At 49.6% G+C, this 11,577-nt stretch carries 10 protein-coding genes; 6 read left to right on the forward strand and 4 right to left on the reverse strand.

Features of this window, described 5'->3' with window-relative positions; translation table 11 throughout:
* Positions 1-4: 4 nt before the first annotated feature.
* Together V6940_RS19050 and uca are read left to right on the forward strand one after the other, a co-directional pair.
* Positions 5-637 carry an urea amidolyase associated protein UAAP2 gene (locus V6940_RS19050; RefSeq protein WP_333496920.1) on the forward strand — a complete coding sequence of 211 codons (633 nt, stop codon included), beginning with the start codon at positions 5-7 and terminating at the stop codon, positions 635-637.
* Positions 638-789: 152 nt separating this feature from the next.
* The gene (uca, locus tag V6940_RS19055; RefSeq protein ID WP_333496921.1) at positions 790-4,392 is read left to right on the forward strand and encodes an urea carboxylase; all 3,603 of its coding nucleotides are present in this window, start codon (positions 790-792) and stop codon (positions 4,390-4,392) included.
* 50 nt (positions 4,393-4,442) lie between these two features.
* On the opposite strand, the gene V6940_RS19060 is transcribed toward uca, so the two are convergent.
* The 3 genes from V6940_RS19060 to V6940_RS19070 form a co-directional block, all read right to left on the reverse strand.
* Positions 4,443-4,877, reverse strand: a complete 435-nt coding sequence (locus V6940_RS19060) for a nuclear transport factor 2 family protein (RefSeq protein ID WP_333496922.1) — start codon at positions 4,875-4,877, stop codon at positions 4,443-4,445.
* Positions 4,878-4,914: 37 nt separating this feature from the next.
* Positions 4,915-5,499 (reverse strand): NAD(P)H-binding protein, encoded by a 585-nt coding sequence (locus V6940_RS19065; RefSeq protein WP_333496923.1) that lies wholly within the window; start codon positions 5,497-5,499, stop codon positions 4,915-4,917.
* 144 nt (positions 5,500-5,643) lie between these two features.
* Positions 5,644-6,234 carry a GNAT family N-acetyltransferase gene (locus tag V6940_RS19070; RefSeq protein ID WP_333496924.1) on the reverse strand — a complete coding sequence of 197 codons (591 nt, stop codon included), beginning with the start codon at positions 6,232-6,234 and terminating at the stop codon, positions 5,644-5,646.
* A 445-nt stretch (positions 6,235-6,679) separates the two neighbouring features.
* On the opposite strand from V6940_RS19070, the gene V6940_RS19075 reads away from it, so the two are divergent.
* The 3 genes from V6940_RS19075 to V6940_RS19085 all read left to right on the forward strand — a co-directional run bounded on the left by V6940_RS19075 (position 6,680) and on the right by V6940_RS19085 (position 9,572).
* The gene (locus tag V6940_RS19075) at positions 6,680-7,021 is read left to right on the forward strand and encodes a carboxymuconolactone decarboxylase family protein (protein WP_261640085.1); all 342 of its coding nucleotides are present in this window, start codon (positions 6,680-6,682) and stop codon (positions 7,019-7,021) included.
* Positions 7,022-7,144: 123 nt separating this feature from the next.
* Positions 7,145-8,161 (forward strand): alcohol dehydrogenase, encoded by a 1,017-nt coding sequence (locus V6940_RS19080; protein WP_333496925.1) that lies wholly within the window; start codon positions 7,145-7,147, stop codon positions 8,159-8,161.
* A 301-nt stretch (positions 8,162-8,462) separates the two neighbouring features.
* Positions 8,463-9,572, forward strand: coding sequence for a cell envelope integrity TolA C-terminal domain-containing protein (locus tag V6940_RS19085; RefSeq protein WP_333496926.1), 1,110 nt, complete (start codon positions 8,463-8,465; stop codon positions 9,570-9,572).
* 186 nt (positions 9,573-9,758) lie between these two features.
* Here V6940_RS19085 and V6940_RS19090 read toward each other — a convergent pair whose 3' ends face one another.
* On the reverse strand, positions 9,759-10,022 hold the full coding sequence (locus tag V6940_RS19090) for a hypothetical protein (RefSeq protein WP_333496927.1): 264 nt from the start codon (positions 10,020-10,022) through the stop codon (positions 9,759-9,761).
* 374 nt (positions 10,023-10,396) lie between these two features.
* On the opposite strand from V6940_RS19090, the gene V6940_RS19095 reads away from it, so the two are divergent.
* Entirely contained in the window at positions 10,397-11,329 is a 933-nt protein-coding gene (locus V6940_RS19095) for a hypothetical protein (RefSeq protein WP_314111503.1), read from the forward strand.
* Positions 11,330-11,577: the final 248 nt, after the last annotated feature.

Genomic DNA, 11,577 nt, shown 5'->3' on the forward strand with positions numbered 1-11,577 from the left:
CAAGATGACCGTAGCCAGCGAGAAACAAGCCCAGCAAGCCAGCTTCCGCCATGTGATCCCGGCGGGTGAACCTTACCTGTTTGAAGTGAAGAAAGGGCAAACGCTGCGCCTGCTCGATCTGGAAGGCAATCAGGCGGTAGACACGCTGTTCTATAACGCAGATAAACCCCGTGAACGCTACGATGCCCAGCGTACGCTGCGTCGCCAGAATAATGCCTATCTCACCAGCGGCAGCGTGCTGTACTCGAACCTCGGCAACCCGCTGCTGACCATCGTCGCCGACACCTGCGGCCGTCACGATACGCTCGGCGGCGCCTGCGCACAGGAGAGCAATACTGTACGTTATGCCCTCGACAAACGGCACATGCATAGCTGCCGGGATAACTTTCTCTGCGCCTGCCTGCACGACGGCCGTCTGCAAAAGCGCGATATTGGCGCGAATATCAACTTCTTTATGAACGTACCGGTGACGCCCCAGGGCGGGCTGACCTTTGAGGATGGAATCTCCGCGCCGGGTAAATACGTGGAGTTGCGCGCCGAGTGCAACGTCATTGTACTTATTTCCAACTGCCCGCAGTTGAACAACCCCTGCAATGGCTGGAACCCAACGCCTGCCGAGGTGCTGATATGGAACTAACGCCTACCCGCTGGCAGCGTCTGCGTCAGGTGATTTATCGCCTGTTTGAAGTCCGTGCTGGCCGACTCCTGCCGTAAACGCTTTTGCCCCCGTGGACGACCATGGGTGAGCCGAATTCCGGCGGGACGACCCGCCACGATTGAGTCTGACCTATGTTGACGACACTCCTGATTGCGAACCGCGGAGCGATTGCCTGTCGCATCCTGCGTACCCTGCACGCCATGCATCTTCGCGGCGTGGCGGTCTATTCTGAGGCTGATATCAGCAGCCTGCATATCCGTGAAGCGGATGAAGCCTTGAGCCTTGGCGAGGGCCAGGCGGCCAATACCTACCTGGTGATAGACAAATTGATTGCTGCGGCGCAGGCCAGCGGCGCCCAGGCCATCCATCCGGGTTATGGATTTTTGTCTGAAAACGCAGCTTTTGCGGAAGCCTGTGAAAGCGCTGGGATCGCCTTTGTTGGCCCTACACCGGAACAGCTGCGTCTGTTCGGGCTGAAACATACCGCGCGTGCGCTGGCAAAATTGCACGGTGTACCGATGCTGGAAGGGACGGAACTTCTGGCGGATGTGAACGAAGCGCTAAACGCAGCTGAGCAGGTCGGCTATCCGGTGATGCTGAAAAGCACAGCGGGCGGCGGCGGTATCGGCATGCGCGTTTGCTATAGCGCTGAAGAGCTGAACGATGCGTTCGACGCCGTGGTGCGGCTGGGGAAAAATAACTTTAGCGACTCGGGCGTGTTTATTGAGAAATACATCGAACGGGCGCGACATCTTGAAGTACAGCTGTTTGGCGACGGCAGAGGCGACGTCATTGCCCTCGGCGTGCGCGACTGTTCGGTACAGCGCCGTAACCAGAAGGTACTGGAAGAGACCCCCGCGCCAAACCTGCCTGCCGGCATGGAAAATGCGCTGTGTGAGGCGGCGATTAAGCTGGGTAAAGCAGTCAACTACCGCAGCGCGGGTACCGTTGAATTTGTCTACGACAGCCACGCCGAGCGGTTTTACTTCCTGGAAGTCAACACCCGTCTGCAGGTTGAACACGGCGTAACCGAACAGGTATGGGGCGTCGATCTGGTACGCTGGATGATTGAACTGGCAGCGGGGACGTTACCCCCGCTGGCGGCATTGCGTGAAACCCTCAAACCGAATGGTCATGCTATTCAGGCCCGTGTTTATGCTGAAGATCCCGGCCGCCAGTTCCAGCCGTCTCCGGGGCTGCTTACCGAAGTGTTGTTTCCGGCAAACGATCGCCGTACGCTGCGTATCGACAGTTGGGTGGAGTCCGGCTGCGATATTCCGCCGTTTTTTGACCCGATGCTGGCGAAAATCATTGCCTGGCAACCGACGCGCGAAGCCGCTGTTCAGGCGTTACATACCGCGTTGGGAGAAACGCGTCTTTACGGCGTGGAAACTAACCGCAGCTATCTGCAGCAGATTTTAACCTTCACGCCGTTTGTTCGCGGTGAGCCCTGGACCCGCTGCCTCGAAGGGCTCAACTATCAGGCCTCCACGCTGGAGGTGCTTAACGCGGGTACGCAAACCACGGTGCAGGATTATCCCGGGCGTACAGGATACTGGGCGGTAGGCGTTCCACCCTCTGGCCCGATGGACAGTCGAGCGCTGCGGCTAGGTAACCGTCTGTTGGGCAATGATGAAAATGCCGCCGCGCTGGAAATCACCCTCAGCGGCCCGACGCTCAAATTTAACTGCGATGCGCAACTGGTGGTCACCGGCGCAGAGATTGCGCTGACGTTGGATAGTGAACCGCTGGTGAATAACCGTGTTTTCACCGTGCGGGCGGGCATGACGCTACGCATGGGTGAAATAAGCCATCAGGGCGTACGCAGCTACCTCTGCCTGCGCGGCGGGTTCAGCGTGCCGGACTATCTGGGCAGCAAGAGCACCTTCACCCTGGGGCAGTTCGGTGGCCACGCCGGACGGGCGCTGCGCACCGGCGACGTGCTGCATATTGCGCCTCTAACGGAACCGGTTCAGGAGAAAGAACTGCCCTATGCACTGCGGGACACGCTGGGTGCCGTGCGTGAACTACGGGTCATTTACGGTCCGCACGGCGCGCCGGAGTACTTCACGCCAGGCTACATGGCGACCTTTTTCGCCACCGAATGGGAAGTCCATTTTAACTCCAGCCGGACCGGCGTGCGCCTGATCGGGCCAAAGCCAGAGTGGGTCCGTGAGAGCGGCGGCGAGGCGGGTCTGCATCCGTCAAATATTCACGACAACCCGTATGCTATTGGCGCGGTCGATTTTACCGGGGATATGCCGGTGATCCTGGGGCCGGATGGCCCAAGTCTAGGTGGGTTTGTCTGCCCGGTGACCATTATCGAGGCTGATTTACCGGCGGTCGGGCAGGTGAAAGCCGGTGATAAAATCCGTTTTGTGCCGGTTGATATCGATACCGCGCGCAGTCTGGCGCAGGCTCAGAAAGCTGAGATCGCCAGCCTCGAACCACAGGAGGTTGCCTGGGAACCTGTCGCCCTTGAGTCACCGGTGGTGCTGGAACAAGGGCACGCAGACCAGCGCCTGGTGGCGCGACTCTCCGGTGATACTCACCTGTTGCTGGAGATTGGCGAGCCGGAGCTGGATCTGGTGCTGCGTTTTCGCGGGCATGCGTTGATGCAGGCGCTGGAGGAAAAATCACTGTGCGGGATCGTCGATCTCACGCCGGGGATCCGCTCATTGCAAATTCACTATCAGCCGGAAACGCTGAGTCTGGCAACCCTTCTGGAGATAGTCTCCGGGTTATGGCAGGGCGTTTGCGAGCAGGCGTCGCTGGCGGTGCCGTCGCGTATCGTCTGGCTGCCGCTCTCCTGGGACGATCCGGCGTGTCAGAAAGCCATCGACAAATACATGACCACCGTGCGCCGCGATGCACCATGGTGTCCGAGCAACCTGGAGTTTATTCGCCGTATCAACGATCTGGCAAATATCGATGAAGTCTATAAGACGGTGTTCGACGCCAGCTATCTGGTGATGGGATTAGGGGATGTCTATCTTGGGGCGCCGGTCGCGACGCCGCTCGACCCGCGCCATCGTTTGGTCACCACCAAGTACAACCCGGCCCGAACCTGGACTGCGGAAAACTCGGTGGGAATTGGCGGGGCGTATCTCTGCGTTTATGGCATGGAAGGGCCGGGCGGCTATCAGTTCGTCGGACGTACGCTGCAGATGTGGAATCGCTATCACGCGGTTGACGATTTTGGTGGTAAGCCGTGGCTGCTGCGCTTTTTTGACCAGATTCGTTTCTACCCGGTCTCTGCCGACGAACTGCTGACCATTCGCCGTGACTTTCCGCTGGGCCGTTATCCGCTGCGTATCGAACATACCGCACTGAATCTGGCGGACTACCAGCAGTTCCTTGCGGATGAAGCTCCTGGCATTGACGCATTCCGCGCCCATCAGCAGGGGGCATTTGACGCAGAGCGCGAGCGTTGGATTGCCAACGGCCAGGCACATTTCGACAGCAGCGACGTGGTGGTGGATGAGGGTGATGATGCGCCTTTGCGGCCAGGACAGGCGGGTATCGACAGCCCGATATCGGGCAATCTGTGGCAGGTCAACGTTGAGGTGGGTAAAACCGTGCGCGAAGGGGATGTGCTGGTGATCCTGGAGTCGATGAAAATGGAGATCCCATTGGTAGCCTCGCAGGACGGCGTGGTCAGGCAGGTGCGCGTTCAGCCGGGTTCTTCGGTGCGAGCGGGCCAGTGCGTGGTGGTGCTGGAAACAACGGTCTGATGTCATTCATGCTCTGGCGGCTGGGGAGGCCGCCAGGGTTTCGCGATAAATTACATTGGATGTATATCGGTCCACATAAAATGAGAAAGACGTTCGGCGATAAGCCATTTCCCATTCTGGAAAACATAGCGGTCGTGATAACGAACGCCGCTGGTTTGTTTGATTCTTTGACCATTTTCCTCTTTGATCAACGTCACCTGACAATAAGCAATGCCACTCGCTGAATTATCATTAATCGTGACGGTTTGCTGACCATTCTGATGATAAACCACTGAGAATTGTGCCAGGTAACCGCTAAAGGCTTCAAGAATTTGCGGATGTCCTTTTAAATCAAAAGCCTCTTTACCATCCATCACCACGTTAATATGGGCATCAGCGGTAAACAAAGGAATTTGTGCAGCAACATTCTTCTCATCAGCAAGGTTAGAAAAAGTATCAACCAGTTCCCGGAGCGCAATACGCTGGGCGATCTCATGATTTGTCATTTATTTATACCTTAATGGAGTTTGTGCTTAAGTAATTCTAAATGCGGGCAATGCCTAAACTGTCCCGTGAATAAAGTCCGGGAGTCGTCACCAGTCGATTAATTAAATCGGAAATACTTAATCGGGAAACGTTGCTACCAGAGAAATTCTCCCCTTTATGCGTTAATTCATATTCCACTTCACTTCCATTTGTAAACCAGGCGGGACGGATCAGCGTATAGTCCAGATCGGATGCTTCAATAACGGCGGCGGATTCCCGGTACGGCGTTAATACGCTACCGTGGTTCTCACCTGGAACTTCATCGTAAATACCCATTGAGGTAATAAAAATCAGTCTGGTAGTACCGGTTGATGTCATCGCCTGAACGATGCATTGCGCCTGCTGCTTCATGTTTCCAGATAGATTGGCATAGACCACATTCTGGCCTTGCATAGCGCCTGTCAGTTGTTTCTCGTTGAGCACATCGCCATCAACGATCGTCACTCGAGACGGGTCGGGATTGCTTAATCGTTTTGCGTTGCGTAAGTAGAGGGTGAGATGAGCATCGCTGTTATCCAGCAGATAGCGTGTCGCCACACGCGCCAGAGAACCAGCGGCTCCCAAAATCAATACGTTAGTCATTTTGATATCTCTTTCGTTATCAGAATGAGGAAAGTATAAAGCGCGTGTTTATCATTGTATGTGGATTAAATTTGCTTTCAGAATTCAAGAAACTGGAATAATCATGAAGGAGAAGGGTGTCCATAGGGCGCAGGATACGCCGGATCATTTCTCTTGCCTGTAGCCGGAGAGGCGACGCGCAAGGTTGCTCTGAACCTGCGGCCATTCATCATCAATTATGCTGTAGCGGATGGAGGTACGTTTTCGGCCATTGGGCATAATTCGTTCATTTCTGATGACGCTTTCCTGGATCGCGCCAAGACGGAGAATGGCTGCCTGAGAACGTTCATTCAATACATCAGTCGTAAACTGAACGCGAACACACTTAAGTTGCTCAAAGGCGTATCGCAGCAGCAACAGTTTACTCTCGGTATTTGCGGCTGTTTTTTGCCAGCTTTGTGAATACCAGGTATGCCCAATTTCGAGCTTTCGGTTTTCACGATCGATCTTCCATAAACGCGTCGACCCAATGACACGTTGGTCGGATGAGAGCGTTACAGCAAACGGCATGACAGTACCTTCGGCTTGCCCCTTTAAGGCTTTCTGAATATACGAATCAACGGTGTCAGCCGACGGGACGACCGTAAATGGCAGGGACCAAAGTTCACCATCTTCAGCCGCATCAAGCAATAGCGGGGCATCAGTTTTAAGCAGAGGACGGAGCGTTACAAGAGAGCCTTGTAAAGTAGGAGTCATATTTGCGGCCTTACGGTTATTTTACGTAGCTGAACCAGCTCTTAACCATCATGTCAGCAAACTTTCTTATCAGCAAGAATGGTCAGTCCAATACCTGCCAAAATGATCGCAGTGGAAAGCAATACCTGCGCCTCACCCAAAAAAGACATCACCGAGTGTAGCAAGGCAAAAAAGTAGGGGAGCAATCAAGGCTATTAGGACAGTTTCCCGCTGTAGATATGAAACGCCTGTACCTGAAGCGTGCTATGTCACCCAAATAAATGGTTCACATCGTGAGATAGATTTTCTTTGTGAACACTCAATAATATCTCATTTGATGACAGATAAATGTAGCAACATAATGGCGACATGAACAGGGTTTTAATATTCACATCTTCAGCGTTAATTAAATATCTTTTAACCAAAGCGGATAACCCGCTATTTCATGACAGTAACTGGAGTTTATATGCTTTTAGATTGGAACGGTCATCGCGATGAATTATTGGGCGTTGTTAGTAAATATGCCAAACTGCAACCTGAATTTATGAAGGGCTTAATGAGTATGGATGCCGGTGCATCCGCAATGGGGCATCTGGATGCGAAAACTCATGAGCTGATCGCTTTAGCAGTGGCTATCACAACACGTTGTGATGGTTGTTTGTCAGTTCATGTTAAAAAAGCTGCAAGCCATGGTGCCACTCGCGAAGAAATTGCTGAAGCCTTAGCGGTCGCTATTTCACTTAACACCGGTGCAGCTCTGACTTACACCGCTCATGCGCTCGATGCATTTGACGCATTACCTAAGTAATAAGTTTGTTGCGCGGCGCTTTCGGAGTGCCGCTGTTTTGTGTGGGGAAAGAACATATATTTTCGCAGCATTAAGTTAAGTGTTTATTAATTATCATGCACCCAAATATTGTAGTGAGGCAAAATGGCAACATATAAAGCAATGCAAATTACTAGCCCAGGTACACTCGAATTAGTCGAAAGAGTGATTCCTGAACCAGGTAAGGGAGAAGTATTACTTAGCATTGAGGCCTGTGGTATCTGTGGTGCAGATGCGGGTGCAATCGAAGGGCTTGAGCAAAATACAACTTATCCCCGTGTACCTGGTCATGAAGTCGTTGGGAAAATTGTATCACGGGGCTCTGGAGTCCCGTCTTATTTAGCTGTCGGTCAACGAGTTGGCGTTGGTCGACTGGGCGGCCATTGCAACGAGTGTGATCAATGTCGTCAGGGCCGCTTCAATCTGTGTATGAATCAGCCAGCGGTGGGAAGTTCCCACGATGGCGGATATGCAGAGATGATGATAGCCCGTGCTACCGGGCTTGTGGTCATCCCTGAAGCGTTAACCTCAGAAGCTGCCGCACCATTACTGTGTGCAGGTATCGCAACCTTTAATGCCTTAATCAAATCCGGCGCGCGCCCTGGTGACACCATTGCAATTCAGGGAATTGGCGGGTTGGGCCATCTTGCGCTGCAATACGCAAAGAAAATGGGATTCCGGGTTGTTGCAGTAGGGCGTGGGGATGACATTGCTCAGGACGTCAAAGAACTTGGCGCTCACGTCTATCTGGATACAAGCAAGGTCAATGCGGTTGAAGAGCTGAAAAAGATGGGACGTGCGCAGGTTATTATCACCACGATTACGGATAGTGCTGCTGCGTCTGAACTGATTAAAGCGTTGGCACCAAGAGGCAAATTTATGGTCGTGGGCGCCGGCAAAGATCCACTCACAATTGCACCTGGACAGATGGTGGGTCATGAAATTGCAATTGAAGGGGCAATAACCGGCACGCCATACGAAGTGGAAAAAACACTCGACTTCAGTCTGTTGACCGATGTGCGCGCACGCGTTGAGACAATGCCTCTTGAGAAAGCCAATGAGGCTTACCAGCGAGTGATGTCCGGAGATGTGAAATTCCGTATGGTCCTGACGATGCGATAATGACAAATAAAAAGACTGACTTCGGCCAGTCTCTTATTTCCCATCTTTAAATCACCCAGAGTGGGATGGACCAGGAGAGAAGAGTATTTGACTCAAACAAGCGTGCTAGCAACAGCAGATTCAATTTAACATAATATACATTATGCGCACTAATGTAGAATCAGGCCAAATCCAGCACTTTATGGTCATCCTTGGTCTGGTTGTTGTATGTGCTCTCTGCTGCGCATAACGATTGAAATGTCTTGCGGCCTTCACTGGGATTGTCGAACGTCCTGATAATTTTTCTTAGGACCTGATTCGAATGAAACGATTGATACTTACCGCAGTTGTTCTGTCATGTGCAACTTTGCTTCCACTATCCCGTCAGGCAAATGCCGATTCACTTGGCATCAATAAGGATTGTGCTAATCATCCGGTTAGCCAGTACGGCATGGATTCCATCACCAAGTCCAGTCTGTATAAAGCGGAATCAAAGAAAATAACTAAGGCCATGACGGCATTTTGCAATAAAGGAAAAACCATGGGCGATATGGGATTCGATGCTGCGACAAAACTATCGCATGTGGAATCTAAAAAATGGACAGATGCTAACCTGCCAGGCCAGAATGAAGAACAGATAGCATTTTCTGATGGTGTTGCCAGCCTACTCCACTTTGCTATGCTGAATGGGTTCTCTGGCTTTGACTACCCAAAACCACCAGAACAAAAGGAAGTGCCGCTAGCGGCAACTTCATTCAATCCAAATGAAATATGTGATTCCATGTCAGCTAAAGCAGCAGAATATTCAACCTCAAGACTTCCACCTCAAGTGCAGATTTCATTAGCCGAATGGAATCAGGTAAAGAACGAGTTTCAAATGGTGTGCCTTACAGGAATCATAGCTGGTAACCGTCGTCAGCCAGTTGATACACGAATTACGAGTGGAATGAATGATATCGGTAGAGATGTCTATTCTCAGGCGTACAATATTGGCTCCAGCTATCCAAAATTATCTGCTCATAAAAATGTAAGTGGCGTAGATGACCTACTTGGTGATTTATCATCAAGCAAAGGAAAAGTAGATTCAGAGGTTAATGAAAAATCCAGAGCAAATAGTGAAAGCAAACCAGCAATAGCGAAACCTTTATCACAAAAAGAAATAAAGGAAAGGCAAGAAATACAAAATTATAGCATGGAAATTCGTAATGCATTTGGCCAAATCAGGAGTGGCGCACCTGACTTAACAGGACAAAAGTGCTCTATTAAAGTATGGTTCTCTCAAAGTGGTAATGTGTTGTCAACAAAAGTAGAGTCCGGTGATAATGATGCATGCTCTTATGTTTTAAAGAGAACCCAAAAAATCAAGCTCAGTGCAATGAATGATAGTCAGTACAAAGTGTTTAGAAATACACCTATTGATTTTAGTTTTTAAAAACACTACTCATAAGATAAGTTTCTGATTTTTATTACTGATAGGAGTCTTCACTTTTGTGGGGATTCTTATTTCTTAATTCTGATTCTTTGTTAACTCAAGCCGTATGGCTCTCCTGCGGAGGGCTCAATATTGGACTAATATTAAAACACTAAGGTAAGAGACTAAGTAACCACGGAATACCGATTAAGATAATAGAGTAATAATAGGTATATATAAAACATTAACCCCGGCAAACCTTGCGGCGATGCTATCACGGATATTTAAATCTGTAAATATATTATATTTATTTTTTTTATCTCTCCACCCTATCGGGTAATTCCGGCGCAGCACATCAGCATAATCTGATTCATATAACGCATCACGAGCCATTAAAGGGCTACAGCCAGTACAAAACCATGCTTTAGCCCTAAAACAGCCCATAATCGCCCCCACGCAACCTCTGGTCACAATTTATACCAGTTTCATTTAACTGTATAAATGAACAGCGCCGTATATGCCGGAATCCTGCCATCAGACAGGCTCAGCACACCCTGCCCTGACCCGTATTTACAGTGCCTGTAGCGCATTCTGAGCGCACTGGTGCATGATAAGGCATGAATGCCACGCCCACTCAGTGACAGTCGCAGAGCGGCACTGGTAGAGTGCTACGATACCTGTCACATTGCATTGTCTGTATTATTTTTAATTTTTATTTTTTGAATGGATTCTTAAATTTAATCCTGACCTCCACCCGGAGTGCTGGCCTGACAGAACTTAAAGGGAAAAGTAGGACCCGACCCGATTCTTTTTCCCCTTTTCATTCGTCACCCAGGAAATGTCAGATGACTTACTTTCGAAATAAGAAATATCATCAGAACTACAGCCATAACACTTTGTTTCCAGGCGCTGTATTTACCACGAAGCATAATGGTGAATGCTCCATTCTTGGTCGTTCGGAAGATAAATCAAGGCGTGGATATTATGTTGTGGAATTTAAGGATAGTGGCATAGTTAAGGAGGCTTATGGTACGCATATTAAATCGGGTGCAGTCTCAGATGATGCCTTTCCGTCCTCAGAAGAGGAACGAATAACATTATTGATGAGGCCGCGTTATTATGATGTGGGATATATTGGAAATGGAAGACACTCCACTATTGAAAATGCCAGAAGTCACCAGAGAACAAGGTCATTCATTCTATGGCATAACATGCTGGCAAGGTGCTACATGACAGTTAAAGGGAAACAATATTTTAAAGGATATAAAGGTGTGACTGTTTGTGAAAGATGGCATAACTTTCAGTATTTCTGCGATGACCTTCCAAAACTTCATGGCTATACCCGATGGAAAATAAATCCCGGAGAATATGAGTTGGATAAAGACTATTCTCATCGAAGAATTTACTCCCCTGAGACTGTTTGCTTCATTACTATAGCTGAGAATGCAAAAGAAGCTGGGTTAAGACGCTCAGCGATGAAAATATCTGGCAAGAATTATCATGCAATAAATAAAGTTCGGGATGATATTATTTTTGATACCGAAGACATTCTTAATAAAAACAAAATTAATTATGAGGTAACGTTTAATGGAAACATGAGGATAATAATATCAGAAACGCCCTATGGTACGGTTACATTCTATCCCATTACCTGCAAAATTCAACGAAACACCTATATGACTGATGGTGATGCACTGACTTTTGTTCGCTACCTGAACTGGCTCAAACTTCAATGGGAAAGCAGAAATCCTTGCGTAGATTGCATTGCTGTAAGCTAGTGAGAATGCTATAAAATATCCACAAAATGAAGGGCGTATTGTTGCATCCATTTAATCACGTAGAGGGCGTATCTGTAATTCCAGAATTATTCGTAACCGCCTGATGGTTGCGTGCAGAAGGCTAAATGTCCGCACTTCGTGCAGCCATTTAACATGTTCAATACATTATGCGCACTAATGTAGAATCAGGCCAAATCCAGCACTTTATGGTCATCCTTGGTCTGGTTGTTGTATGTGCTCTCTGCTGC

The organism is Kluyvera sp. CHPC 1.251, from assembly GCF_036759945.1.
Lineage (GTDB): Bacteria > Pseudomonadota > Gammaproteobacteria > Enterobacterales > Enterobacteriaceae > Kluyvera > Kluyvera sichuanensis.

Coding starts and splice junctions, on each gene's coding strand:
- V6940_RS19070 (WP_333496924.1), bottom strand. CDS start 6,234: ATGACTCCTACTTTACAAGGCTCTCTTGTAACGCTCCGTCCTCTGCTT.
- V6940_RS19050 (WP_333496920.1), top strand. CDS start 5: ATGACCGTAGCCAGCGAGAAACAAGCCCAGCAAGCCAGCTTCCGCCAT.
- V6940_RS19060 (WP_333496922.1), bottom strand. CDS start 4,877: ATGACAAATCATGAGATCGCCCAGCGTATTGCGCTCCGGGAACTGGTT.
- V6940_RS19075 (WP_261640085.1), top strand. CDS start 6,680: ATGCTTTTAGATTGGAACGGTCATCGCGATGAATTATTGGGCGTTGTT.
- V6940_RS19095 (WP_314111503.1), top strand. CDS start 10,397: ATGACTTACTTTCGAAATAAGAAATATCATCAGAACTACAGCCATAAC.
- uca (WP_333496921.1), top strand. CDS start 790: ATGTTGACGACACTCCTGATTGCGAACCGCGGAGCGATTGCCTGTCGC.
- V6940_RS19085 (WP_333496926.1), top strand. CDS start 8,463: ATGAAACGATTGATACTTACCGCAGTTGTTCTGTCATGTGCAACTTTG.
- V6940_RS19080 (WP_333496925.1), top strand. CDS start 7,145: ATGGCAACATATAAAGCAATGCAAATTACTAGCCCAGGTACACTCGAA.
- V6940_RS19065 (WP_333496923.1), bottom strand. CDS start 5,499: ATGACTAACGTATTGATTTTGGGAGCCGCTGGTTCTCTGGCGCGTGTG.